This window comes from Streptomyces sp. NPDC002787 (assembly GCF_053592095.1).
This window is the reverse complement of the sequence record NZ_JBSFVC010000025.1, coordinates 93,554-118,110: the sequence shown is the minus strand read 5'-3', so window position 1 is coordinate 118,110 and position 24,557 is coordinate 93,554. Positions and strand designations below refer to the sequence as shown.

Annotated in this window: 19 protein-coding genes; 6 read left to right on the top strand and 13 right to left on the bottom strand. The window is 70.5% G+C overall.

All coding sequences use genetic code 11. The features are described 5' to 3' along the window. Positions 1 to 176: 176 nt before the first annotated feature. From ACWD26_RS31305 to ACWD26_RS31260, 10 genes are all read right to left on the bottom strand, one after another. The gene (locus tag ACWD26_RS31305; RefSeq protein ID WP_451275316.1) at positions 177 to 1,949 is read right to left on the bottom strand and encodes an IucA/IucC family protein; all 1,773 of its coding nucleotides are present in this window, start codon (positions 1,947 to 1,949) and stop codon (positions 177 to 179) included. Beyond that, entirely contained in the window at positions 1,946 to 2,479 is a 534-nt protein-coding gene (locus tag ACWD26_RS31300) for a GNAT family N-acetyltransferase (protein ID WP_451275315.1), read from the bottom strand. Before ACWD26_RS31300 ends, ACWD26_RS31305 begins: the two co-directional genes overlap by 4 nt. Further along, the gene (locus tag ACWD26_RS31295) at positions 2,476 to 3,765 is read right to left on the bottom strand and encodes a lysine N(6)-hydroxylase/L-ornithine N(5)-oxygenase family protein (RefSeq protein WP_451275314.1); all 1,290 of its coding nucleotides are present in this window, start codon (positions 3,763 to 3,765) and stop codon (positions 2,476 to 2,478) included. Before ACWD26_RS31295 ends, ACWD26_RS31300 begins: the two co-directional genes overlap by 4 nt. Further along, the gene (gene desA / locus ACWD26_RS31290; protein WP_451275313.1) at positions 3,746 to 5,191 is read right to left on the bottom strand and encodes a lysine decarboxylase DesA; all 1,446 of its coding nucleotides are present in this window, start codon (positions 5,189 to 5,191) and stop codon (positions 3,746 to 3,748) included. Before desA ends, ACWD26_RS31295 begins: the two co-directional genes overlap by 20 nt. 177 nt (positions 5,192 to 5,368) lie before the next feature. Continuing rightward, positions 5,369 to 6,226 carry a siderophore-interacting protein gene (locus ACWD26_RS31285; RefSeq protein ID WP_451275312.1) on the bottom strand — a complete coding sequence of 286 codons (858 nt, stop codon included), beginning with the start codon at positions 6,224 to 6,226 and terminating at the stop codon, positions 5,369 to 5,371. A gap of 116 nt (positions 6,227 to 6,342) precedes the next feature. Further along, the gene (locus ACWD26_RS31280) at positions 6,343 to 7,395 is read right to left on the bottom strand and encodes an ABC transporter substrate-binding protein (RefSeq protein ID WP_451275311.1); all 1,053 of its coding nucleotides are present in this window, start codon (positions 7,393 to 7,395) and stop codon (positions 6,343 to 6,345) included. A 355-nt stretch (positions 7,396 to 7,750) separates the two neighbouring features. Then, positions 7,751 to 8,911 carry an acyl-CoA dehydrogenase family protein gene (locus ACWD26_RS31275; protein WP_451275361.1) on the bottom strand — a complete coding sequence of 387 codons (1,161 nt, stop codon included), beginning with the start codon at positions 8,909 to 8,911 and terminating at the stop codon, positions 7,751 to 7,753. A 5-nt stretch (positions 8,912 to 8,916) separates the two neighbouring features. Further along, positions 8,917 to 9,876, bottom strand: a complete 960-nt coding sequence (locus ACWD26_RS31270) for a hydroxymethylglutaryl-CoA lyase (protein ID WP_451275310.1) — start codon at positions 9,874 to 9,876, stop codon at positions 8,917 to 8,919. Further along, a complete protein-coding gene (locus ACWD26_RS31265; RefSeq protein WP_451275360.1) occupies positions 9,873 to 11,819 on the bottom strand; it encodes an acetyl-CoA carboxylase biotin carboxylase subunit in 1,947 nt (648 codons plus the stop codon). Before ACWD26_RS31265 ends, ACWD26_RS31270 begins: the two co-directional genes overlap by 4 nt. Positions 11,820 to 11,841: 22 nt before the next feature. Next, on the bottom strand, positions 11,842 to 13,458 hold the full coding sequence (locus tag ACWD26_RS31260) for a carboxyl transferase domain-containing protein (RefSeq protein ID WP_451275309.1): 1,617 nt from the start codon (positions 13,456 to 13,458) through the stop codon (positions 11,842 to 11,844). Between the two features lie 86 nt (positions 13,459 to 13,544). Between ACWD26_RS31260 and ACWD26_RS31255 the strand changes: the two genes are divergently transcribed. The 3 genes from ACWD26_RS31255 to tesB all read left to right on the top strand — a co-directional run bounded on the left by ACWD26_RS31255 (position 13,545) and on the right by tesB (position 16,875). After that, positions 13,545 to 14,198 (top strand): TetR/AcrR family transcriptional regulator, encoded by a 654-nt coding sequence (locus tag ACWD26_RS31255; RefSeq protein ID WP_451275308.1) that lies wholly within the window; start codon positions 13,545 to 13,547, stop codon positions 14,196 to 14,198. A 592-nt stretch (positions 14,199 to 14,790) separates the two neighbouring features. After that, on the top strand, positions 14,791 to 15,948 hold the full coding sequence (locus tag ACWD26_RS31250) for an acyl-CoA dehydrogenase family protein (protein ID WP_451275359.1): 1,158 nt from the start codon (positions 14,791 to 14,793) through the stop codon (positions 15,946 to 15,948). A 48-nt stretch (positions 15,949 to 15,996) separates the two neighbouring features. Next, on the top strand, positions 15,997 to 16,875 hold the full coding sequence (gene tesB, locus ACWD26_RS31245; RefSeq protein WP_451275307.1) for an acyl-CoA thioesterase II: 879 nt from the start codon (positions 15,997 to 15,999) through the stop codon (positions 16,873 to 16,875). Positions 16,876 to 17,004: 129 nt separating this feature from the next. On the opposite strand, the gene ACWD26_RS31240 is transcribed toward tesB, so the two are convergent. The 3 genes from ACWD26_RS31240 to ACWD26_RS31230 form a co-directional block, all read right to left on the bottom strand. Continuing rightward, the gene (locus ACWD26_RS31240) at positions 17,005 to 17,799 is read right to left on the bottom strand and encodes a phosphatase (protein ID WP_451275306.1); all 795 of its coding nucleotides are present in this window, start codon (positions 17,797 to 17,799) and stop codon (positions 17,005 to 17,007) included. Positions 17,800 to 17,880: 81 nt separating this feature from the next. Next, the gene (locus tag ACWD26_RS31235; protein ID WP_451275305.1) at positions 17,881 to 18,429 is read right to left on the bottom strand and encodes an ATP/GTP-binding protein; all 549 of its coding nucleotides are present in this window, start codon (positions 18,427 to 18,429) and stop codon (positions 17,881 to 17,883) included. A 36-nt stretch (positions 18,430 to 18,465) separates the two neighbouring features. Beyond that, the gene (locus ACWD26_RS31230; protein WP_451275304.1) at positions 18,466 to 20,067 is read right to left on the bottom strand and encodes a helix-turn-helix domain-containing protein; all 1,602 of its coding nucleotides are present in this window, start codon (positions 20,065 to 20,067) and stop codon (positions 18,466 to 18,468) included. A 106-nt stretch (positions 20,068 to 20,173) separates the two neighbouring features. Here ACWD26_RS31230 and ACWD26_RS31225 point away from each other — a divergent pair, with 106 nt between their 5' ends. From ACWD26_RS31225 to ACWD26_RS31215, 3 genes are read left to right on the top strand one after another with little or no spacing between them, the layout of a single operon-like run. Further along, the gene (locus ACWD26_RS31225) at positions 20,174 to 21,628 is read left to right on the top strand and encodes a sodium:solute symporter (RefSeq protein WP_451275303.1); all 1,455 of its coding nucleotides are present in this window, start codon (positions 20,174 to 20,176) and stop codon (positions 21,626 to 21,628) included. Between the two features lie 56 nt (positions 21,629 to 21,684). Continuing rightward, positions 21,685 to 22,686, top strand: coding sequence for an agmatinase (speB, locus tag ACWD26_RS31220; protein WP_451275302.1), 1,002 nt, complete (start codon positions 21,685 to 21,687; stop codon positions 22,684 to 22,686). A 25-nt stretch (positions 22,687 to 22,711) separates the two neighbouring features. Continuing rightward, positions 22,712 to 24,403: a thiamine pyrophosphate-binding protein gene (locus tag ACWD26_RS31215; RefSeq protein WP_451275301.1), complete on the top strand. Its 1,692-nt coding sequence runs from the start codon at positions 22,712 to 22,714 to the stop codon at positions 24,401 to 24,403. The last annotated feature ends 154 nt before the right edge of the window (positions 24,404 to 24,557 follow it).

Sequence of the window (24,557 nt, the reverse complement as noted above, 5' to 3'; positions counted from 1 at the left end):
CAGGCCGCAGGACCGTCGTCTTCCAGGCCCGCAGGGCCTGGTCTTCGAGGGGCGCGAGGAACTACGCGACCAGCCCTCACCCACCCGCGGCTGAACAACAAACCGGCCCGACGCGACGGGCACCTCGGAGGACCGTACTCCGAGGTGCCCGTCTGCTCAGGGGGCCGTGCCGGGGGCTACAGGCCCGCGATGGGGTTCTTCAGGTTGCCGACCAGCTGGAGCGCGCCCGCCGGGTCCGCCAGGTCGACCATCTGCCGGTTGTTGCGCAGCTGGAGCCGGTTGAGGCAGGACAGCGCGAACTCGGGGGCGAACATGTCGTACTGGGCGAACTTGTCCGCGAGTTCGGGCATCGCGTGCTGGTAGTCGCGGACGGTCTCGGCGACCGTGCGCCAGAACTCCTCCTCTTCCAGGACGCCTTCCTCGGCGAGGTTGGCGGCGAGGAAACGGAAGAAGCAGTCGAAGACGTCCGTGAAGAGGGAGAGGAGCTTCTTGTCCTCGGGGACGTCCACGCGGAGGCGTTCGACCGTCGGCGGGAGGACCGCGTCCGGATCCATGACCGCGATCTCCTCGGCGATGTCCTTGTAGATCGCCCGCTCGACGACACCGTCCTTGAGGACGAGGATGACGTTCTCGCCGTGCGGCATGAAGACCAGGTCGTAGGCGTAGAAGCTGTGCAGGAGCGGGGTGAAGTACGCCTTCAGGTAGCGGCGGAGCCAGTCCGTCGGCGTCAGCCCGGAGCGCTCGATCAGGGCCGCCGCGAAGCCGTTGCCCTCGTGGTCGACGTGGACCAGGGAGGCCATCGTCGCCAGGGACTCGCCCTCCTGGAGGGACGACACCGGGCTCTCGCGCCACAGCGCGGCGAGCATCTTGCGGTACGGGGAGAACTTGTCGGTGGCGGCCTCGTACTCCAGGTGCCGGTAACCGACGGCGGCGCGCTCGCGGATGATCGACAGGCCCGTCGACTTCAGGACCGGGTCGTTGTCGATGAGACCGGCCAGCCAGTCGTTGATCGCCGGGGTCGCCTCCATGTACGCCGCCGAAAGGCCGCGCATGAAGCCCATGTTGAGGACGGAGAGAGCCGTCTTCACGTAGTGCTTCTCGGGGGCGGAGTGGTTGAAGAACGTCCGGATCGACTGCTGGGCGATGTACTCGTCGTCGCCCTCGCCGAGGCACACCAGGTGCTGCTGCGCGACCTCGGCGGCGAAGGTGACGGTCAGCTTGTTCCACCACTGCCAGGGGTGGACCGGGATGAAGAGGTAGTCGGCGGGGTCCAGCTCCAGGTCGGTGAGGACGGAGTGGAAACGGGCGACCGTCTCCGCGCCCAGCTCGTCCCGCAGGAACGCCTCGTACTCGATGCCCACGCCCGCCGTGAACGCCGCCCGTGAGCGGTGCGCGGCCAGCCAGACCAGCCGGACCGGGCTCGCCGTCTCGGGGGCGTAGGACAGGTACTCGTGGACGCCGAAGCCCAAGCGGCCGTTGTTGGCGACGAAGCAGGGGTGGCCCTCGGTCATCCCGGTCTCGATCGCCTGGAAGCCGCCTTCCGCCAGCTCGGCGACCGGGATCTGCGGCTTGGTGAGCTTGTAGCAGGTGCCGGCCAGGGTGGAGGAGATCTCCTCCAGATAGACCGGCAGGATCTCGTCGCTCAGGCCGAGGGACCGCTTCAGCTCGATGAAGAAGTCCAGCGCGGCGAGGGGAAGGTCGACGCCGTCTCGTTGACGGGAGATCGAGTCGGCGTCGACCTGCCAGTGGTCGAGGGCGCGGCGGACGGCCGTGAACCCGTAGCGGGTCAGACCGTCGTCGCTGCGTACCTCGAAGCGGCCGTCGGCGGTGGCCTCCGGCGTGATGAGCCGTTCGTGGGCGAACTCGGCGAGGGCCTTGCGGATGAGCAGGCGGTTGGCCCGTGCCCAGCGGTGGGGGGACAGATGCGCTACGGCATCGGACAGGGTCATACAGCTACTCCTCGGGCAGCCTCGTGGAACTGCTCTCGCGTGCAGAAACTCAGCAGGGCGCGCTTCTCCGGCTTGTCGATCTCGCGGTCGGGGACGAAACCGACGACTTCGTTGAGGGCGTGGACGGCCTTGTTGGACACGTCCGGCTCGACGACGACCCGGTGGGTGGCCGGGTCCGCGAAGAGGTGCGCCATCACGGCCGTGATCACGGACCTGGTGAACCCGTGCACGGGTGTGTCGGTCGGCGGCACCAGGAAGTGCATGCCCACATCGCCGGGCTCGGGCTCGTACAGGCCGACGAGTTCGCGGTGGGCGGGGTCGTACTTCTCCATGAGGAAGGCGGGTTCGCCGTCGCGCAGGCCCAGCAGGGCGTGGTGGTGCGGGTCGGCCGCGATCTCCATGTAGGCCCGCTCGACGTCCTCCAGCCTGGCGTCCTGCATCATCCAGTACGCCGCCTTGGGGTGCGTGACCCAGCCGTGCAGCAGCTCGGCGTCGCTCAGCGGGTCCAGGGGGCGGAAGGTGAAGGTCATACGGCGAACTCCTGGAAGGCGATGGTCTTCTCGACCGGGTAGTACTCGGTGCCGAGCAGTTCGCGGATGATGTACGCGTTGCGGTACGCGCCCATGCCCAGGTCGGGCGAGGTGATGCTGTGGGTGTGGACGCCCGCGTTCTGCAGGAAGACGCCCCGGCCGGTGGTGTCGATGGCGTAGTTGCGGGCCACGTCGAAGCGGCCGTGACCGTCGAAGAGGAGCCGGTCGTTGATCCCGGAGAGGAAGGCCGGAGGCTGGTAGTGGTAGCCGGTGGCCAGGACCAGGCCCTCGGTCTCGATCTCGAAGTCCTTGCCCTGCTCGTCCTGGCGGAGCCCGAGGGTGTACCGGCCGTCCTCGTAACGCGCGGTGTTGAGCGTGGAGTTGGTGAGGAGGCGGGTCGGTACGGGCCGACCGCCGCTGGTGACGTTCTTCTGGTAGAGCAGGTCGAAGATCGAGTCGATCAGGTCACCGTTGATGCCCTTGAACAGGGCCTTCTGCTGCTTCTCCAGCCGGTAGCGGGTCTCCTCGGGCAGCGCGCGGAAGTAGTCGATGTAGTCCGGGGACGTCATCTCCAGCGTCAGCTTGGTGTATTCGAGGGGGAAGAAGCGCGGGGAGCGCGTCACCCAGTTGAGCTGGTAGCCGTGCACGTCGATCTCGGAGAGCAGCTCGTAGTAGATCTCCGCGGCGCTCTGGCCGCTGCCGACGATCGTGATCGACTTCTTCGCCCGCAGCTCCGCCTTGCGGTGCATGTACTGGGCGTTGTGGAAGAAGTCCCCGCCCAGGCCCTGGCAGGCCTCCGGGATGAACGGGACGGTGCCGGTGCCGAGGACGAGGCGACGGGCGCGCAGGACATCGCCGCCGGTCGTCTTCACGACGTAATGCTCGTCCTCGTACGTAACCTCCGCCACCGTCGTGTTGAAGCGGACGTTGCTCAGCCGGCCCGCGGCCCAGCGGCAGTAGTCGTCGTACTCGACCCGCAGGGGGTAGAAGTTCTCGCGGATGTAGAACGAGTACAGACGGCCCGAGTCCTTCAGGTAGTTGAGGAAGGAGTAGGGGGAGGTCGGGTCGGCGAGGGTGACCAGGTCCGACATGAACGGGGTCTGGAGGTGGGCGCCGTCGAGGAACATCCCCGAGTGCCATTCGAAGTTCGGCTTCGAGTCCAGGAAGATCCCGTCGAGTTCGGCGATGGGCTCGGTGAGGCAGGCGAGGCCGAGATTGAAGGGTCCCAGTCCGATGCCGATGAAGTCGTGAGTCCTCACGGCGGGTTCAGGAAGCGACGCGGTCAAGGGATTCTCCCAGGTACTGCTCGGCGTGGCCGGCGATCAGATCGAGTACGGCGGCGATGTCGTCCACCGTGGTCTCGGGGTTGAGCAGGGTGAACTTCAGGTAGTGGCGACCGCCGACCTTGGTGCCCGCGACCACGGCGTCGCCGGAGGCGAACAGGGCCTTGCGGGCGTACAGGTTGGCGCGGTCGATCTCGGCCGGGTCGGTGACGGCCTCGGGGATGTAGCGGTAGACCAGCGTGGACAGCTGGGGCTCCACGACGACGTCGTAGCGCGGGTCGGCGGCGAGCAGTTCCCAGCCCTCCTCCGCAAGGTCGCAGACCTCGTCGAAGAGCTGGCCGATGCCGTCGGCGCCCATCGTGCGCAGCGTCATCCACAGCTTGAGCGCGTCGAAGCGGCGGGTGGTCTGCAGGGACTTGTCGACCTGGTTGGGGATGCGCTCGGTGACCATGCGGCGCGGGTTGAGGTACTCCGCGTGGTAGGTCGCGTGGCGCAGCGTGGACGCGTCCCGGACGAGCACGGCGGACGAACTCACCGGCTGGAAGAAGGACTTGTGGTAGTCCACGGTGACGGAGTCGGCGCGCTCGATGCCGTTCAGCAGGTCGCGGCGCTTGAGCGAGACGAGCAGGCCGCAGCCGTAGGCGGCGTCGACGTGCATCCAGGTGTCGTACTGCGCGCACAGCTCGGCTATCTCGGGCAGCGGGTCTATGGAGCCGAAGTCGGTGGTGCCGGCGGTGGCGACGACGGCCATGGGGACGAGGCCCTCGCTCTTGCAGCGCTCCAGCTCACGGGCGAGCGCGACCGTCTGCATGCGCTTGTTGCCGTCGACCGGGACGGTGACGACGGCGTCCTGACCGAGGCCCAGCAGTTTCGCCGACTTCTTGACGCTGAAGTGGCTGACCTCGGAGGCGAAGATCCGCAGTTTGCCGTACGAGTCGGTCTTGGCCTCTTCACGGGCCAGCAGCAGCGCCTGGAGGTTGGACTGCGAGCCGCCGGAGGTGAACACGCCGTCGGCGGCGGGACCGAACCCGATGCGCTCGTTGGTCCAGTCGATCAGCTTGCGCTCGATCAGCGTGCCGCCGGCCGACTGGTCCCAGGTGTCCAGGGAGGAGTTGACGGCGGAGAGGACGGCCTCGCCGAGCACGGCCGGGATGACGACCGGGCAGTTGAGGTGGGCGAGGTAGCGCGGGTGGTGGAAGTAGATCGCGTCGCGGAGGTAGACGTCCTCGAGTTCGTCGAGGACGGCGGCCGTGTCGTGCAGCGGCTTGTCGAGGTCGATCTTCTCGATGCCGGGGGAGAGGGCGTCGACGGTGACACCGGTGAACGGTCGGTCGGTGGTGGCGAGTTTGGCCGCCACCCGCTCCACGCCTTCGGTCACGGTGCGGCGGTACCGCTCCGCGGTCGTGTCATTGAGCAGGTGCGAGCGCATGGGGAGGTCCTCCGAGCGGGGCGGTCCGGGTGGGACGGAGAGGTGAGTGGGGGGTAGGCATCACATCGTCCAACTTAGGTAAGCCTAACCTAATTAACTTGAGTGAAGCCCTGGCTCGGCCGTGACTGTGGTCACTTGAGATGTCGCGAGCCGCTGCTGTGTCTCTGGTGACTCGGTCTACTCGCCGCGCTCCCGCAGCTGTTCCTCCGTCAGACCCTCGCGCCAGTACCCGACGAAGGTCACCCGCCGCTTGTCGATCCCGCGCTCCCGCACGAGATGACGGCGCAGCTCCTTCACCCGGCCGGACTCACCGGCGATCCAGGCGTACGGCAGCTCGCTGGGCGGCAGTTGGGCGGCACGGATGGTGTCGAGGGCGGTCGGGGTGCCTTCGCTCCGCACCAGCCAGGTGATCTCGGCGTCGGCCGCGGTGGCCAGGTCCTGGATGTCACCGGCGTGGTGGACCTCCAGCCAGACCCGGGCCCGCGTGCCCGCGGGCAGCGACTCCAGGATCGCGGAGGCGGCGGGCAACGCCGTCTCGTCACCCCAGATCAGCACCAGGTCGGCGTCCGCCGGCGGCCGGAAACGGATCGCGCGGTTGTCGGCGACGGCGGGGCCGAGCAGGACGACCTGGTCGCCGGTGGTCGCCCGGGAGGCCCACCGGGACGCGGGGCCGGCGGGCACGGCGGCCCCCGGCTCCACGCCGTGCAGCACGAAGTCGATGTCGATCTCGGTGGTCTCGCCGTGGACGTCCGACCGGAGCCCCCGCAGGGTGTACGAGCGCATCACCGCCCGTACGTCGTCCGGCAGTTCACGCCATGCCTGCCACCAGCCGTCGCCCAGCTCGTAGGGGATGGCCGGGGCGTCCTGCCCCGGATGCGGCAGGAAGAGGGACAGCGACTGGTCCCGGCCGTCTGAATGGAAGTACCGCAGGTCGTCCCCGGCGAACGAGACACGCACGAGAGACGGCCCCAGCCGCTCCGTCCGCACGACCTGAAGGGAGAAGAAACGGAAGGGTGCGGCTACGGCCGTCGTCATGAGATGGCTCCTGAATAGGGGCGGGAGCGTAGAGGGAAGAGGGCGAGCCCAGGCAGCCCGGGGGCGCGGGGAACTGCGCGATCAGCCGCAGGCGACCCGCAGCCGGACCACGTCGGTCAGCTGACCTTCTTCGCGTTCTCGATCGCTTCGGCCAGCTCCTCGAGAAGCGGCGCGCACTTGTCGTAGGAAAGAATCGGCTCGGGGTTGCGCCCGATGACCTGCCCCGCCTTCACCGCCGGCAGCTTCTTCCACGTCGCCTCTTCGATCGCGTCCGGCTGGATCGCCGACGTGCGGTTGTCCATGATGATGACGTCCGCGTCGTACTTGTCGACGTTCTCCCAGCTGAGGTTCTCGAACCAACCCCCGCTGGCCTTCAGCGCGGCGGCGCTCGGCTCGACGAAGTTCACGCCGAGGGCCTTGTAGTACTCGAGGTCGATGGAGAGGTTCGAGCCGGACACGTAGAAGATGTCCTGGCTGGCGGAACCGGCCAGCACCTTGATGTCGGGCTTGGCCTTGCAGGCCGCGCGCAGCCGGGCGGCGGCGTCCTCGAACCGCTTCTTCGCGGCGGTGATCTTCTCGGACCCGGTGTCGGCGCCCAGCGACTTCGCCAGCTCCAGCACGCGCTGCAGCGGCTCGGTCATCTGGACGTCGTACGCGGAGATGCCGACGCTCGGGGCGAGCTTGGCGATCTTGTCCTTGGAGGCCTCGGGCACGTACCAGAGGGTGCCGGCGTCGTCGAACATCGTGGTGATGAGGACGTCGGGGGCGAGGGCGGCGTACTTCTCGACGTTGAACTCGTCCCAGACGTTGCCGAGGATCTCGACCTTGCTGATGTCGAGGTCGCCGGCCTGGACGTCGGCCTTGCCGTCCGTCGTCCTGGTCGGGCCGAAGACACCCTTGACGTCGATGCCGTAGTCGAACAGCGCGGCGGCGACACCCACGAACGCCACGATGTTCGCCGGGACCTTGTCGGTCTTGGCGGTCACACCGCGGTCGTCCTTGAACGACCAGGGGCCGGACTTGGCGGCAGCCGTCTCCTTGTCGGAGCCAGTGCTGCTGCTCGTCGAGCTCTCGTCTCCACAGGCGGCGAGCGCGGCACCGAGGCCGAGTGCGCCACCGGCGGCGAGGATGCCACGGCGGGTGAGGTGAGCGGCTCTGGCGTTGGACATGTGTGTGGCTACTTTCGAACGGGGCGGAGTGCCGCCCGAGGGTGAGTTCGAAGGTAGGTTAGCCTAACCTCACCGCATGTCCAATGGGTGCTTCCGGGTTGTGGAGTGCCCGGTTCCCTTCGGGTTCTAACCTTTGAAATGCCTGTGAATCAAAGGTTCGCGGGATTCGTGAGGACCTGACGGACCCTAAACCTGTGGCTTGGGTCACTGATGCGCAGGGTTCCCGGAGTGGTCCGACATGACTCCCCTACGGGGCGAAAGGGCACCCGGCTCGCCTGGGGCGGGCCGGGTGGGAGGGATCGGCGCCGTGCCGTCATGGCTGATTCCGGCCACCCTTTCGAACGTATCCTGTCGATCAGCTCGTCAGGCCCAACTCCCGTGCGATCAGCATGCGTTGGACCTCGCTCGTGCCCTCGCCGATCTCCAGGATCTTGGAGTCGCGCCACATGCGGGCGACCGGGTACTCGTTCATGAAGCCGTAGCCGCCGTGGATCTGAGTGGCGTCGCGGGCGTTGTCCACGGCGACGGTGGAGGAGTAGAGCTTCGCCAGGGCCGCCTCCTTCTTGAAGGGTTCGCCGGAGACCAGGCGGGAGGCCGCGTCGCGCCAGGCGAGGCGGGCGGTGTGGGCCTTCATCTCCATGTCGGCGATCTTGAACTGGATGGCCTGGTTGGCGCCGATCGGCCGGCCGAAGGCGTGCCGCTCCTTGGCGTACTTCACCGACTCGTCGACGCAGCCCTGGGCGAGCCCCGTGGCGAGCGCCGAGATGGCGATGCGGCCCTCGTCGAGGATGCGCAGGAACTGGGCGTAGCCGCGGCCGAGTTCGCCGAGGAGGTTCTCCGCCGGGACCCGTACGTCGGAGAAGGACAGTTCGCGGGTGTCGGAGGCGTTCCAGCCGACCTTCGAGTAGGGGGCGGCCACCGTGAAGCCCGGGGTGCCCGACGGGACGATGATCGAGGAGATGAGGGGTTTGCCGTCGGGCCCCCGGCCGGTCACCGCCGTGACCGTGACCAACCCCGTGATGTCCGTGCCCGAGTTGGTGATGAAGCACTTGCTGCCGTTGATGACCCATTCGCTCGTCGACTCGTCCAGACGGGCCGTCGTACGGGTCGCGCCCGCGTCCGAGCCGCCGTCCGGTTCGGTCAGGCCGAACGCGCCCAGCACCTCGCCGGAGCAGAGGCGCGGCAGCCACTCCTCCTTCTGGGCCGGTGTGCCGAAGAGGTGGATCGGCATGGCGCCCAGGGAGACCCCGGCTTCGAGGGTGATCGCCACGGACGAGTCCACCCGGGCCAGTTCCTCCAGCGCGATGCCCAGGGCGAGGTAGTCGCCGCCCATGCCGCCGTACTCCTCGGGGAACGGCAGCCCGAACAGCCCCATGCGGCCCATCTCACGCACGATCTCGTACGGGAACTCGTGCCGCTCGTAGAAGTCGCCGATCTTGGGCGCGACGACCTCGTGCGCGAACTCCTCGACCGTGCGGCGGAGTTCTTCCAGCTCGGGGGAGAGGCGGTGGTCCATGTACGTCACTGCTCCTTGTGGTCCTCGTGGCCCTCGGCGTCCTCGTGGGACAGGGCTCGTACGGTGCGGGACGGGCTGGGCCGGCCCAGGTGTCCGGCCATCCACGCGCTCGTGGCGACGAGGCGGCCGAGGTCGACGCCCGTGTCGATGCCGAGGCCCCGCAGCATCCACACGAGGTCTTCGGTGGCGAGGTTTCCGGTGGCGCTCTTCGCGTACGGACAGCCGCCGAGGCCGCCGGCCGACGCGTCGACCGTCGTGACGCCGTGCCGCAACGCCGCGAGGGTGTTGGCGAGGGCCTGGCCGTAGGTGTCGTGGAAGTGCACCCCTAGGGACGGGGTCGGTACGTCCGCCTCGTTCAGCGCGGTGAGCAGTGCCTCGACGTGGCCCGGGGTGGCCACGCCGATCGTGTCGCCGAGGCTCAGTTCGTCGCAGCCCATGTCGAGGAGCGCGCGGCAGACCCGTACGACCTGGGGGATCGGGACCGGGCCCTCCCAGGGGTCGCCGAAGCACATGGAGAGGTAGCCGCGGACGTGTACGCCGTCGGTCTTCGCCCGCGTCACCACCGGGTCGAACATGGCCAGCGCCTCGTCGACCGTGCGGTTGAGGTTGGCCTTGGCGAAGGACTCCGTCGCGCTGGCGAAGACGGCGACGCGGCGGGCGCCGAGGGCGAGGGCGCGGTCGAGTCCGCGTTCGTTGGGGACGAGGACGGGGAGGGCCACCCGCAGATCACGGACCAGGGGAAAGAGGTCTTCCGCGTCCGCGAGTTGGGGCACCCACTCGGGGTGGACGAAGCTGGTGGCCTCGATGGTGGTGAGGCCCGCGTCGGCGAGGCGGTGGACGAACTCCGCCTTCACCTCCGTCGGGACGGTCGCCTTCTCGTTCTGCAGGCCGTCCCGGGCGCCGACCTCGTGGATACGGACGCGGGCCGGCAGGCCGGGTTCGGGGACCGTCATGGGCAGGGTCACCGCTCCACCTCCTCGTGCTCCTCGTGGGGCGCGACGACCGCCAGCACCTGGTCCATGGCGACGGTCGTGCCCGGCGTGACGTCCAGCTCGGTGACCGTCCCGGCGTGCGGCGCGGAGACGACGTGCTCCATCTTCATCGCCTCCACCACCAGCAGGCTCTGCCCGGCGGTCACCTCGTCCCCCACGGCCACCTTCACCACGGTGACCGTGCCGGGCATCGGCGCGGTCAGCGAGTCGGCGCCCGCGTGGGCGGCACCGGTGAGCGCGGCGGCGACGGGGTCGTGGTCGCGTACGTGCCAGGCGTCGCCGTCGCGGCCGATCCAGTCGGCGGCGCGGTGGAAGGTGTGACGGACTCCGTCGAGGGTCACGGACACCTGGTCGCCGGTGACCGTGTGGGCGCTTCGCGGGCGGTGCGTGACGGGTTCGAGTCCCGGCACACGCAAGTCGAAGGCCGGCGGCAGGGGTTCGCCGCCGAGACGCCAGCCGTCCGGGACCGAGAAGGGATCGGTCCAGCCGCCCCCACGCGGCCTCAGCCCGTCGAGCCGTACGGCCGCCGCCGCCTCGTACACCGCCTCCGGGACCTCCGTGGAGACCAGTCCCTCGACCTCCCGCTCCACCAGCCCCGTGTCCAACTCCCCGGCGACGACCGCCGGATGGGCCAGCAGCCGTCGCAGGAACCCGGCGTTCGTCTGGACGCCCAGAGTCACCGTCTCGGCGAGCGCGGCGCGCAGGCGGCGCAGGGCCGTGGGCCGGTCGGGGCCGTAGGCGATGACCTTGGCGAGCATCGGGTCGTACAGCGAGCCGACCTCCGTGCCCTCGCTGAGGCCGGAGTCGGTCCGTACGCCGTCGCCCTCCGGCTCGCGCAGGCGCAGGATCGTGCCGCCGGAGGGGAGGAAGCCCCGGGAGGGGTCCTCGGCGCAGATCCGCGCCTCCACCGCGTGGCCCGTCAGCGTCACGTCCTCCTGCGCGAAGGCCAGCCGCTCGCCCGCCGCGACCCGGAGCTGCCACTCCACCAGGTCGACGCCCGTGATCAGCTCGGTCACCGGGTGCTCGACCTGGAGGCGGGTGTTCATCTCCATGAAGTAGTACGCGGAGGGGTCGCCGCCGGGGACGATGAACTCGACCGTGCCCGCGCCGGAGTACCCGCACGAGCGGGCCGCCTGGACGGCCGCCTCGCCCATCGCGGCCCGGGTGGCCTCGTCGAGGAGGACGCTGGGCGCCTCCTCGATGATCTTCTGGTGGCGGCGCTGGAGGGAGCACTCGCGCTCGCCCAGGTGGACCACGTTCCCGTGGCCGTCGGCCAGGACCTGGATCTCGATGTGCCGAGGGCGGTCGATCCACCGCTCGACGAGGAGCGTGTCGTCGCCGAAGGAGGAGCGGGCCTCCCTGCGGGCGGCGGCGATCTCGTCGGCCAGCACGGCCGCGTCCCGCACCAGCCGCATGCCCTTGCCGCCGCCGCCCGCGCTGGGCTTCAGCAGCACCGGCATGCCGATCTCCCGTGCGGCGTCCGCGAGTTGGGCGTCCGTGAGCCCGCTGCCGCTCGAACCGGGCACCACCGGCACCCCGGCCGCCCGGACCGTCTCCTTGGCGCGGATCTTGTCGCCCATGAGGGAGATCGCCTCGGCGGGCGGGCCGATGAAGACCAGCCCGGCTTCGGCGCACGCCCGCGCGAACTCGGCGTTCTCCGCGAGGAAGCCGTAGCCGGGGTGGACGGCCTGGGCGCCGGTGCGGGCCGCCGCCTCCAGCAGCCGCTCCACCGACAGATAGCTCTCGGCCGCCGGCGCCGGACCGATCCGTACGGCTGTGTCGGCCTCCCGGACGTGCCGGGCGTCGGCGTCCGCGTCGGAGAAGACGGCGACCGAGCGGACGCCCAGCGACCGCAGCGTGCGGATGACGCGGACGGCGATCTCGCCCCGGTTGGCGACGAGGACCGTGTCGAACATGGTCGGCTTCATGGGTTCCCCCTCACATCCGGAAGACGCCGAACTGGGGCTCACCCAGGGGCGCGTTGGCACAGGCGGTCAGGGCGAGGCCCAGGACCTGGCGGGTGTCGAGGGGGTCGATGACCCCGTCGTCCCAGAGACGGGCGGTCGCGTAGTAGGCGTTGCCCTGGCGTTCGTACTGGGCGCGGATCGGGGCCTTGAAGGCCTCCTCGTCGTCCGTCGGCCAGTCCTCGCCACGCGCCTCCAACTGGTCCCGCTTCACCGTCGCCAGGACGGACGCGGCCTGTTCGCCGCCCATCACCGAGATCTTGGCGCCCGGCCACATCCACAGGAAGCGCGGCGAGTACGCCCGGCCGCACATCGAGTAGTTGCCCGCGCCGTACGAGCCGCCGATCACCACGGTCAGCTTGGGGACTCGGGTGCAGGCCACGGCCGTCACCATCTTGGCGCCGTGCTTGGCGATGCCGCCGGCCTCGTAGTCCCGGCCGACCATGAAGCCGGAGATGTTCTGCAGGAAGACCAGCGGGATGCCGCGCTGGTCGCACAGCTCGATGAAGTGGGCGCCCTTCTGGGCGGACTCGGAGAACAGGATGCCGTTGTTGGCGACGATGCCGACCGGGTGGCCGTGGATCCGGGCGAAGCCGGTGACGAGGGTCTGCCCGAACTCCGCCTTGAACTCGGCGAAGCGCGAGCCGTCGACCACGCGCGCGATGACCTCGCGTACGTCGTAGGGCGTGCGGGAGTCGACCGGTACGGCGCCGTAGAGCGTGTACGGGTCCACCTTGGGCTCGACGGCCGGCTCGACCGACCAGGGGAGCGGGCCCCGGGCGGGGAGGGTGGAGACGATGGTGCGCACGATGCGCAGGGCGTGGGCGTCGTTCTCGGCGAGGTGGTCGGTGACGCCGGAGATCCGGGAGTGGACCTCGCCGCCGCCCAGCTCCTCGGCGGTGACGATCTCGCCGGTGGCGGCCTTCACGAGGGGAGGGCCGCCGAGGAAGATCGTCCCTTGGCCGCGGACGATGACGGCTTCGTCGCTCATGGCGGGGACGTACGCGCCGCCCGCCGTGCACGAGCCGAGGACGGCCGCGATCTGCGGGATACCGGCGCCCGACATCCGGGCCTGGTTGTAGAAGATCCGGCCGAAGTGCTCGCGGTCGGGGAAGACCTCGTCCTGCATGGGCAGGAAGGCGCCGCCGGAGTCGACGAGGTAGAGACAGGGGAGGCGGTTCTCGAGGGCCACCTCCTGGGCCCGCAGGTGCTTCTTCACCGTCATCGGGTAGTACGTGCCGCCCTTGACGGTGGCGTCATTGGCGACGATCACGCACGCGCGGCCGCTGACCCGGCCGATCCCGGCGATGACCCCGGCGGCCGGGGCCTGCCCGTCGTACATCCCGTCGGCGGCGAGGGGGGCCAGCTCCAGAAAGGGGGAGCCCGGATCGAGGAGGGTGTCGACCCGGTCGCGCGGCAGCAGCTTGCCGCGCGCGGTGTGCCGGGCGCGGGCCTTCTCGCCGCCGCCGAGCCTTGCCGCGGCCAGCTTGGCGCGCAGCTCGTCCACCAGCGCGCGGTGGGCCTCCTCGTTGGCCCGCCAGGCTTCCGACGCGGGATCTGCCGCGCTGTGAAGCTCCGGTGCCTCGTGCATCCTGCGAACCCCTCACCTTGTTAATGAGCGTTAACGCATTTCCTCCAGGTTAACGACCGCTAACCTCCCTGTCTAGAATTGCCTCCATGGCCACCAGAACCGACGCCCCCACCCGCCGCGAGCAGATCCTCAAGGAGGCCGCCCGGCTCTTCGCCGAGCGCGGCTTCCACGGGGTCGGCGTCGACGAGATAGGGGCCGCTGTCGGCATCAGCGGCCCCGGCCTCTACCGGCACTTCGCCGGTAAGGACGCGATGCTCGCGGAGTTGCTGGTGGGGATCAGCGGGCAGTTGCTGACGGGGGCGAAGCGGAGGGTGGCGGAGGCCGACGGGGGGTCCGCGCGGGGGCCCGCCGCGTCCTCCGGGCAGTCCGGCGGGCGGCCCTCCGGACGTGATGCCGAAGCGATCCTCGACTCGCTGATCGAGGGGCACATCGACTTCGCCCTCGACGACCGTCCACTGATCACCTTGCACGACCGCGAGCTGGACCGCCTCCGCGACAGCGACCGCAAGCTCGTACGGCAGCTGCAGCGCCAGTACGTCGAGCTGTGGGTGGAGGTGCTCCGGGAGGTGTACCCGGGGGTGGCGGAGCCGGCGGCGCGGTCGGCCGTCCACTCGGTGTTCGGGCTCCTGAACTCCACGCCCCATCTGGGCCGACCGGGGCCACTGCCGGGGCGGGCGGCCACGGCGGAACTGCTGCATCGGATGGCTCGGGGGGCGTTCGGGGCGGCGGCCTCCGGCTGAGGGCGGGGTGTTGCCCACCTGCCCGCCCGTGCGGCTTTCGTTGTCGGGTGCGGGTGGCCCCTGTGGGGGGTTTCTGGTGCGTCGGCGGCCGGCTGTGGGTGGGGGGCTGGTCGCGCAGTTCCCCGCGCCCCTGGCGGGGTGGCGGCTGGGCGAGGTGTGGACGGGTTGGCTCGCCTCCGTTGTCCGCGCGCTGCGTCGCTCGCGCGCTGCGTCGTTCGCGCGCCCCCGTGATCTGGCGTCCGTACGGCCCGACCCCCTGGCGGGGTGGGGGCTGGGCGGGGTGCTGACGGTTCGGCTCACCTCCTCGTCCGCGCGCCCTGGCGCTTCCGGGTTCTGGCGTCCGTGCGCCCTGGCGTCCGTGCGCCTGGCGTCCGTGCGTCCCGACGTTGCGGGCCCGGCGGCCTCGCCTCGCCGTGTCTCGGTGTCTTCTGGCTCCTTGCCTCTTCGTTGGCGGAAGCGTGACGAGCGTTACGGGGGTGGGGATCTGGACGGGTGTCGCTACCCGCCGGTACGTTGGGGTCTGAGCAAGCGCTTAGCCGAGTTCGTCGGGCGCTTGGGCACATCCGAAGGTACTCAGGTGGAGGTGACGGCGGTGCGCCGTACGGTGTTCAACGAGGATCACGAGGCGTTCCGGGAGACCCTGCGTGCCTTCATCGAGGCCGAGGTCGTGCCCGTGTACGACGAGTGGTTTGCCGCGGGGCAGGCGCCGCGTGAGTTCTACTACAAGCTCGCCGAGCTGGGGCTCTTCGGCATCAACGTGCCCGAGGAGTTCGGCGGCGCCGGCATCGACTCGTACAAGTTCGAGGCCGTGATGTACGAGGAGACCGCCCGCGCGGGCGTCCACTTCGGCGGCTCCGGTGTGCACGTGCTGCTCGGTCTGCCGTACATCAAGATGCTCGCCAACGACGAGCAGAAGAAGCGGTTCCTGCCCAAGTTCGTCTCCGGTGAGGAGATGTGGGCGCTCGCCATGACCGAGCCGGGCACCGGGTCCGACCTCGCCGGCATGAAGACCACCGCCAAGCTCAGCGAGGACGGCACGCACTACGTCCTCAACGGGTCGAAGACCTTCATCACCGGTGGTGTGCATGCCGACCGCGTGATCGTCTGTGCGCGGACGGACGCGCCCAGCGCCGAGGACCGCCGCCACGGCATCTCCCTCTTCGCCGTGGACACCAAGTCCGAGGGCTACTCGATCGGGCGGAAGCTCGACAAGCTGGGGCTGCGGACGTCCGACACCGCCGAGCTGGCGTTCGTCGACGTCAAGGTGCCCGTCGAGGACCTGCTCGGCGAGGAGAACAAGGGCTTCTACTACCTCGGCCACAACCTCGCCTCCGAGCGCTGGGGCATCGCCTTCGGCGCCTACGCGCAGGCCAAGGCCGCCGTCCGGTTCGCCAAGCAGTACGTGCAGGACCGCACCGTCTTCGGCAAGCCCGTCGCGTCCTTCCAGAACACCAAGTTCGAGCTGGCCGCCTGCCAGGCCGAGGTGGACGCGGCCGAGGCCGTCGCCGACCGCGCCCTGGAGGCCCTCGACGCCGGTGAGCTGACGCCCGCCGAGGCCGCCAGCGCCAAGCTGTTCTGCACCGAGGTCGCCCACCGCGTCATCGACCGCTGCCTCCAGCTGCACGGCGGCTACGGCTTCATGAACGAGTACCCGATCGCCCGCCTGTACGCGGACAACCGCGTCAACCGCATCTACGGCGGCACCAGCGAGATCATGAAGTCGATCATCGCCAAGGACATGGGGCTGTGACACGGGCCCGTAAGGTCTCGGAAATTGCTGTCCAGTACAACTGACCTCATGAGTCAGGTAGCACTTCAGTCTCTCCTCGATCTGCTCGACCTCGAGCAGATCGAGGAGAACATCTTCCGCGGCCGGTCCCGGCCCGCCATAGTCCCGAGGGTCTTCGGCGGGCAGGTCGCGGCCCAGGCGCTCGTCGCCGCCGGGCGGACGGTCCCCGAGGACCGGCTGCCCCACTCCCTCCACGCGTACTTCCTGCGCATCGGAGACGCCGGCGCGCCCATCGTCTACACCGTGGAGCGCATGAACGACGGCCGCTCCTTCACCGCGCGCCGCGTCGTCGCCGTCCAGCACGGTCAGCCGATCTTCGCCCTCTCCGCGTCCTTCCAGCGGTACGAGGACGGCCTCGAACACCAGGCGCCGATGCCCGCCGCGCCGGACCCGGAGAGCCTCCCCACCGCCGAGCAGCGGCTCCCCGCGTACGGGCTCGACCCGGCCGTCGTGGCGAAGATGCTGGAGGCCCGCGCCGCCGTCGACCTCCGCTACGTCGACGACCCGCCCTACGGCCGCTACGGCGAGCCCCGCGAACCGCACTCCCAGGTCTGGTTCCGCGCCAACGGCAAGCTCGACGACGACCCGCTGCTGCACGTCGTCCTCGCCACGTACGTCTCCGACATGACGCTCCTCGACTCCATCCTGCTCGCGCACGGGCGCGGCGGCTGGGCCGTCGGCGACGTGGTCGGGGCCTCGCTCGACCACGCCATGTGGTTCCACCGGCCCTTCCGCGCCGACGAATGGCTCCTGTACGACCAGGAGTCGCCGTCCGCGTCGGCCGGCCGGGGCCTCGGCCAGGGCCGGATCTACACGCAGGACGGGCGGCTCGCGATCTCCGTGATCCAGGAGGGCGTCGTGCGCGTGCCGAGGCCGAAGGGCCCCTGAGAGCTGGGGTCTGGTGTTCGTGCGTTCGGATCACGCCGACTTCGGGCTGCGGGGCTAGCCGACTTCGGGCTGCGGCGCCATGTGACTGCCGGCAGGCCCGGCGGCCCGGGCGTGATCCGAACGACAGGCCTAGCTCTCCTTCAGCCCCGCCTGCTCCAGCAGGTACGCCGACATCGGGTCGTAGTAGCGCGGGCTGACCACGTGGTCGTCGAGGGGGACGGCGACCTGGAGGGTGCCCTCGGCCTCGCCGAGGAAGAGCGCCGGGTCGTTGCAGTCCGCGTAGCCCACGGAGTCGATGCCGAGCTGGCCCGCGCAGCCCGCCCAGCCGTGGTCGGCGACGACCAGGTCGGGCAGCGGGCGGCCGGCGCCCTCAAGTCCCCGGAGGATGGCACGCATCGGCTCGGGGGAGTGGGTGTGCCAGAGGGTGGCGCCGTGTTCGAGGACGGCCACGTCCGCGAACTGCATCACGTACCCCTCCTCCGTCTGCAGACCGTCCGGGATGACCACGATCTCGCAGCCGGCCGCGCGCAGCGCCCGCGCCGTCTCGTGGTGCACCTGCAGCAGACCGCCGGGGTGGCCGGTGGCGAACAGGACGCGCTGCCCGCCCTCCGCCGCCTTGCGCAGCCGGGCCGCCATGCGCTCCAGCGCGTCGACCGTCAGGTCCGGGTCGATGGTGTCCTGGCCGTAGCGGTGCCCCGGGTCGTCGTTCACGCCGACGCGCTCCGCCATCACGGCCAGCACGTCCTGCTCGTCGGTCCAGCGGTCCCCGAGCTCCAGGCCGAGCCAGTAGTGGCGGTTGCCGTTGGCCAGTTCGCGGTAGTGGGAGAGGTTGTTCTCGCGCGGCGTGGCGACGTCGCCCGCGATACGCGTCCGTACGAGGTGTTCGACGAGCTCGGCGCGGCTGGGGGTCCCGGGTATCGGCATGCGTCCATTGTGAGGCAGACAACTGCGGGAGTCGCGGGCGTCCCGCCCGCTGCGACCTGCGTCACTCCGCTGCGACCTGCGTCACTCCGCTCCGCGCGCGGAGACCACCGCGTCGATCGCGGCGATCCGCCGGGCGAGATCACCGGCCGGGACGTCGACGAGTTCGTAGCCGAACGCGCGGTAGGTGTCCTCGTGGATCCGCTCGAACTCCAGCGACTGCTGGAAACTGATGCGGCGTGCGGCGGTGGGCTCGCAGAACCCCAGGTTGCGGACGAAGAACACCTGCCGTTCGTAGACGTTCTGTGTGGTGACCCGCTCGACCTCGGCGGTCAGCGCCGAAGACGGCACACGCCCCTGGTAGGTGGCGAGCGCGAGCGTGCACAGCGGCGAACGGTCATACAGCTGCACGGGGTTCGTGGGCGGGGCCGCCAACTGCCGGCGTCTCTGCAGCTCGACGATCTCGTCGACGAACGACGCCTGTGTCCACGGCTCCTCCTCGCCGCGTGCCTGCGCCCGGGCGATGACATCGGTGGCGGCCTCCTCGATCACCGTGTGACCGAGGGCGGCCAGGCCCCGCAGGACGGTCGTCTTGCCTGCTCCGGGAGTGCCGGTGAGGACGTATCTGCGCACGGGCGGATCCTTCGGGGTGGTGGGGACCGGGAAACCTCAGCCTTCCCGCAGCGCGAACCACAACTCCATCCGTACGTCGGGGTCGTCGAGGTCCGCGTCCAGCAACGCCGCGCAGCGGTTGATCCGTTGGCGGACCGTGTTGCGGTGCACGGACAGGGCGACGGCCGTGCGGTCCCAACTGCCGTGCAGGCAGAGCCAGGTGCGCAGGGTCTCGGTGAGGGCCGCGGCGCCGGGGGCGGTGGTGAGCGGGGCCAGCAGGGTGCGGGCGTGGGCGGTCGCCTCGGCCTCCGGCACGAGCTGGGCCAGTGTCGTACGGGCCCCGTGCCGGACCAGGGCCGTCCGTGTCGCTCTGGCCCGGGCCAGAGCGCGGGCGGCTTGCACGTCGGCGGTCGGCCACGCGTGCGGCTCGGTGGGGGCGCTCACCCCGCACGTCCAGCCGGGCTGCTCGGTGACCTCCCGGTCGGCGGGGACGAGGACGCGTACGACGTCGTCGTGGGCGTCGACCAGGGCGGAGCCGAGGGCCGCGCCGAGGGCGGCGGCGGAGAGGGCGTCCGGCGCCTGGGTGTCGGCCGTGGGCCGCGCGTGCACGACCAGCCAGCGGTCGGCGTCGCCCAGGAGCGGAGCCACGTCCTCCCGCGCCGCGCCGAGCAGCAGCCGTATCAGTGCGGAGGTGTGTGCCGCGCCGGTGCCGCTCTGTCGCTCACCGGTGAGGAGGGAGAGGAGGACGGCGGCGACGGAGGCGATGGTGTGGGTGCCGGGGTCGCGGTGGGGGGTGGCGACGGCGAGGGTGAAGCGGGGTGGTGAGCCGAGGGCGTAGGCGGTGAGGTGGGTGCCGTCGATGGTGTCGGTGGCGGAGGTGGGGGTTGAGGTGCGCGGGGAGGGGGTGAGGGGTTGTGGCGCGTTGGCGGGCGCGGGTTCGTTCGGGCTGGTCGCGCAGTTCCCCTCGCCCCTGGTGGGGTGGGGGCGGACCACTGTTGTCAGGGCTGCCAGGCCTTGGTGGACCGCTTCACCGGGCTCGCGTCCCGCCGACGCCAGTTCCGTGCCGTCTGGGCCGTACAGCGCCGCGCGGCCTGAGATTCGCTGGGCCAGCTGGCGGAGGACCGCGCGGACCGGGTCCGCGCGGGACGCGGCGGCGGCCAGGCCCTGCTGGGCCTCCGTCACGTGGCGGAGTTCGGCGTGGCGGGCGCGGGCCATCAGTTGCCACACCGCGCGGGCCACGCCCGAGAACGTCGTGCGGGGCGGGACCTCGATCAGCGGCAGCTCATAGGCGTCGCAGGAGGCCACCAGCGCCCTCGGGACCGTGTCGTGCACGGGGGCGACACCGAAGCCGAGGGCCGCGCCGCCCGCCGCGACGATGCGGGAGACGTAGTCGTCGAAGTACGTGCCCGAGCCGGCCGCCCACTGGATGTGGACGCCGGCCGTCAGGAGCAGCTCGCCGCCGAGCAGGTACGGATACGGGTCCGACATCTCCGAGGTGTGCGCCCAGTGGATCACCGTCCCCGCGTCCACCGGCCCGGCGATCTGCCGCAGGCCCAGATCCTCCCGGGCGAGAAGGGCTGAGAGGGGCACGGGCGGGGTGGGAGGAACGGCCGGGGCGGGGGAGACGGCTGGGTCCGGCATGGTGTGCGTTTCCTTCATCCGGCGCGGCCTGAATGGATGAAACGTACACTTCGCAGTCGCTTTCCGGCCACCTAATGTCAGTTCCCGTCACCCGCCACCGAGTGTGCGCGAAGGAGGGCCCCTCATGGCCGTCGACTACACCGTGATCGTCGTCTATCTGGCCGGAATGCTGGCCATGGGCTGGTGGGGCATGCGCCGCGCCAGGTCCAAGAGCGAGTTCCTGGTCGCCGGGCGCCGCCTCGGCCCGACGATGTACTCCGGCACCATGGCGGCCATCGTCCTCGGCGGCGCCTCCACCATCGGCGGGGTCGGGCTGGGGTACCAGTACGGGCTGTCCGGCGCGTGGATGGTGTTCACCATCGGGCTCGGCCTGCTCGCCCTCTCCGTCTTCTTCTCGGCCCGTATCGCCCGGCTGAAGGTCTACACGGTCTCCGAGATGCTCGACCTGCGCTACGGCGGCCGCGCGGGCGTCATCTCCGGCGTCGTCATGTGGGCGTACACCCTCATGCTCGCGGTGACCTCGACCATCGCCTACGCCACGATCTTCGACGTCCTGTTCGACATGAACCGCACGCTCGCGATCGTCCTCGGCGGTTCGATCGTCGTCGCGTACTCGACGCTCGGCGGCATGTGGTCGATCACCTTGACGGACATGGTCCAGTTCGTGGTGAAGACCATCGGGGTGCTGCTCCTGCTCCTGCCGATCGCCGTCGTCAAGGCGGGCGGGTTCGGCGAGATGAGGGACGCGCTGCCGACGTCGTACTTCGATCCGCTGGGCATCGGCGGCGAGACGATCTTCACGTACGTCCTGATCTATACGTTCGGCATGCTCATCGGGCAGGACATCTGGCAGCGGGTGTTCACCGCCCGCAGCGACCGGACGGCCAAGTGGGGCGGCACGGTCGCGGGCACCTACTGCCTCGCGTACGCCCTCGCCGGCGCCGTCATCGGTACGGCGGCGAAGGTGCTGTTCCCGAACCTGGCCAACGCCGACGACGCCTTCGCGACCATCGTGAAGGAGGAACTCCCCATGGGTGTACGGGGGTTGGTGCTCGCCGCCGCCCTGGCCGCCGTGATGTCGACCTCCTCCGGCGCGCTCATCGCCTGCGCGACCGTCGCCAACAACGACATCTGGTCGCGGGTGCGGGGGAGGACCGCTTCCGGTGAGCGCGACGAAGTGCGGGGCAACCGCGCCTTCATCCTCATCATGGGCCTCGCCGTGATCGGTACGGCCATCGCCCTCAACAACGTCGTCGAGGCGCTCACCGTCGCCTACAACCTGCTCGTCGGCGGACTCCTCGTCCCGATCCTCGGCGGCCTGCTGTGGAGGCGCGGCACCGCGCAGGGCGCCCTCGCCTCGGTGCTCGTCGGCAGCCTGGCGGTCATCGGCCTGATGGCGTCCTACGGCATCCTCGCCAATGAGCCCGTCTACTACGGCCTGCTCTCCTCCCTCGTCGCGTACGTCGCCGTCTCCCTGGCGACCCCGGCGACCGACGCCGCCGTACTCGACGCCTGGCACGAGCGTCTCGCCGGGCGGACCCCCGAACTCGTGACCGAACGAGTCCCGACTCCCCAGTAGAGTCGTCAGCAGAGTTGTACATACGCGAAGAAGCGTAAGAAAGAAGGCATTACCCCATGACTGGCAACGAGACGCCCCACGGCCCCGCCGCCACGCCCCGCGGCCCCGTCGACTCCTCCCGCGTCCCGAGGTACGCCGGCCCCGCGACCTACGCCCGGCTGCCCCGCCTCGACGAGGTCGGCCGTGCGGACGTCGCGGTCGTGGGGGTGCCGTTCGACTCGGGTGTCTCGTACCGGCCGGGCGCCCGCTTCGGCGGCAACGCGATCCGCGAGGCGTCCCGGCTGCTGCGCCCCTACAACCCGGCCCAGGACGCCTCCCCGTTCGCCCTCGCGCAGGTCGCGGACGCCGGTGACATCGCCGCCAACCCGTTCAACATCAACGAGGCGGTGGAGACGGTCGAGGCGGCGGCGGACGAGCTGCTCGGGACCGGGGCCCGCCTGATGACCCTCGGCGGCGACCACACCATCGCGCTCCCGCTGCTGCGCTCGGTCGCCAAGAAGCACGGCCCGGTCGCTCTCCTCCACTTCGACGCGCACCTCGACACCTGGGACACCTACTTCGGCGCCGAGTACACCCACGGGACGCCTTTCAGGAGGGCGGTCGAGGAGGGGATCCTGGACACCTCGGCCCTCTCCCACGTGGGCACGCGCGGCCCGCTGTACGGCAAGCAGGACCTCACCGACGACGAGAAGATGGGCTTCGGGATCGTCACGTCGGCGGACGTGATGCGGCGCGGCGTGGACGAGATCGCCGACCAGCTGCGTCAGCGGATCGGGGACCGCCCCCTGTACATCTCCATCGACATCGACTGCCTCGACCCCGCCCACGCGCCGGGCACGGGCACGCCGGAGGCGGGCGGCATGACCTCGCGGGAGCTCCTGGAGATCCTGCGTGGCCTGGCCTCCTGCAACCTGGTATCGGCCGACGTCGTCGAGGTGGCGCCCGCGTACGATCACGCCGAGATCACCGCGGTGGCCGCCTCGCACACGGCGTACGAACTCACCACGATCATGTCCCGCCAGATCGCCGCAACCCGTACGGAGAACGCGGGCAAGTGATCCCCGACAAGGAGAAGACAGCGCAGTGACCCACGACCACGACCTGGTACTCCGCCCGACGGCCGCCCAGACGGAGGCCGCGCTGAACCCTCCCCCCGGCCGCAACGGCGGAGACCTGGTCGTGGAGACGCTGGCCGGGCTCGGCGCGACGACGGTCTTCGGGCTCCCCGGCCAGCACGCGCTCGGCATGTTCGACGCGCTTCGGCGGTCGGATCTGCGGTACATAGGGCTCCGGGTGGAGAACAACGCCGGGTTCGCCGCGGACGCGTACGGCCGCATCACGGGTGAGGCGGCCCCGCTGCTCCTCTCGACCGGCCCCGGCGCGCTGACGTCGCTGGCCGCGCTGCAGGAGGCGGCGGCGGCCTCGGCCCCGGTCCTCGCCGTCAGCAGCCAGATCCCGACGGCCGGCCTGGGCGGCGGCCGCCACGGCTATCTGCACGAACTCCCGGACCAGGCGGCCTCGTTCCGGGGCGTTGTGAAGTCGGTCCACACCGTCCGTACGCAGTCCCAGATTCCGTCCGCGATCGAGGCGGCCTGGAAGTCGGCGCTGTCGGCCCCGCACGGCCCCGTGTGGGTGGAGATCCCGCAGGACGTGCTGCTGGCCGAGACGTCCGTCCCGGTGGTGACGGGCGGCGACGCCTTCCCCGAGGAGCTGCCGCCGCGCCCCGAACTGACCGCCGTGGCCGCCCACTTGCTGTCGTCCGCGTCCCGCCCGGCGATCATCGCGGGCGGCGGGGCCGTCCGGGCGGACGCGTCCGGCAAGCTGCGGCAGTTGGCGGAGCGGCTGTCGGCGCCGGTCGTGACGACGTTCGGGGGGAAGGGCGCGTTCCCGTGGACGCACCCGCTGTCGCTGCAGTCCTGGCTGGAGGACCGGCACACGACCGACTTCCTGGAGGACGCGGACGTCCTGCTGGTGGTGGGCTCCGGACTCGGCGAACTCTCCTCCAACTACCACACGTTCAGGCCCCGTGGCCGGGTGATCCAGATCGAGGCGGACCTGGGCAAGCTGGAGTCCAACCACCCGGCGCTGGGCATCCACGCGGACGCCCGCCTGGCCCTTCAGGCGCTGCTGGAGACGATCGAGGGGCCTCGGGAGGACGAGACGGCGCCCGCACGCGTCCGGGGGGTCCTGGAGCGCGTCCGCCAGCGCATCGACTCGCAGCAACTCACCCTGGAACAGGACCTGTTGGCGTCCATCCGGCGGGCCCTGCCGCCCCGCGCGCCCTCCTTCTGGGACATGACGATCCTGGCGTACTGGGCGTGGTCGGCGTTCGATCCCAAGGGGCCCAACACCATGCACTCCGCCCAGGGTTCGGGCGGCCTCGGCTACGCCTTCCCGGCGGCCCTCGGTGCGGCGGCGGCCGACCCGACGCAGCCCGTGCTCGCCGTCTCCGGTGACGGTGGCGCGCTGTACTCGATCGCGGAGCTGGCCACTGCCCGGCAGTACGACCTGAACGTCACCTGGCTGATCGTCGACGACGGCGGCTACGGCATCCTGCGCGAGTACATGACCGACGCGTTCGGGGAAACGACCGGCACGGAGCTGGCGCGGCCGGATTTCGTGGCGCTGGCGGAGTCGTTCGGTGTGCCGGGGATGCGGACGAGCCCCGAGACCCTCGCCGAGGACCTGGCCAAGTCCCTTGCCGCCCCCGGCCCCTCGGTGGTCGTCCTCCCGGCGGTACTGAGGATGTTCGCGCCGACGCACGAACAGGGCTGACCGCACTCAACGGCCCCGGCCCCGCCGACAAGGCGCCGCGCTTCAACGGAACTTCGACGGAACCACCGACCACGCCACCGTCGTGTCCGCCGTCCACACCGGCCTGGCGGCAGATGCCGCCAGGCACCGCCGCCGGTCAGCACGTACACCACTG

Coding starts and splice junctions, on each gene's coding strand:
- ACWD26_RS31305 (WP_451275316.1), bottom strand. CDS start 1,949: ATGACCCTGTCCGATGCCGTAGCGCATCTGTCCCCCCACCGCTGGGCA.
- ACWD26_RS31300 (WP_451275315.1), bottom strand. CDS start 2,479: ATGACCTTCACCTTCCGCCCCCTGGACCCGCTGAGCGACGCCGAGCTG.
- desA (WP_451275313.1), bottom strand. CDS start 5,191: ATGCGCTCGCACCTGCTCAATGACACGACCGCGGAGCGGTACCGCCGC.
- ACWD26_RS31285 (WP_451275312.1), bottom strand. CDS start 6,226: ATGACGACGGCCGTAGCCGCACCCTTCCGTTTCTTCTCCCTTCAGGTC.
- ACWD26_RS31280 (WP_451275311.1), bottom strand. CDS start 7,395: ATGTCCAACGCCAGAGCCGCTCACCTCACCCGCCGTGGCATCCTCGCC.
- ACWD26_RS31275 (WP_451275361.1), bottom strand. CDS start 8,911: ATGGACCACCGCCTCTCCCCCGAGCTGGAAGAACTCCGCCGCACGGTC.
- ACWD26_RS31265 (WP_451275360.1), bottom strand. CDS start 11,819: ATGTTCGACACGGTCCTCGTCGCCAACCGGGGCGAGATCGCCGTCCGC.
- ACWD26_RS31260 (WP_451275309.1), bottom strand. CDS start 13,458: ATGCACGAGGCACCGGAGCTTCACAGCGCGGCAGATCCCGCGTCGGAA.
- ACWD26_RS31255 (WP_451275308.1), top strand. CDS start 13,545: ATGGCCACCAGAACCGACGCCCCCACCCGCCGCGAGCAGATCCTCAAG.
- tesB (WP_451275307.1), top strand. CDS start 15,997: ATGAGTCAGGTAGCACTTCAGTCTCTCCTCGATCTGCTCGACCTCGAG.
- ACWD26_RS31240 (WP_451275306.1), bottom strand. CDS start 17,799: ATGCCGATACCCGGGACCCCCAGCCGCGCCGAGCTCGTCGAACACCTC.
- ACWD26_RS31230 (WP_451275304.1), bottom strand. CDS start 20,067: ATGAAGGAAACGCACACCATGCCGGACCCAGCCGTCTCCCCCGCCCCG.
- ACWD26_RS31225 (WP_451275303.1), top strand. CDS start 20,174: ATGGCCGTCGACTACACCGTGATCGTCGTCTATCTGGCCGGAATGCTG.
- speB (WP_451275302.1), top strand. CDS start 21,685: ATGACTGGCAACGAGACGCCCCACGGCCCCGCCGCCACGCCCCGCGGC.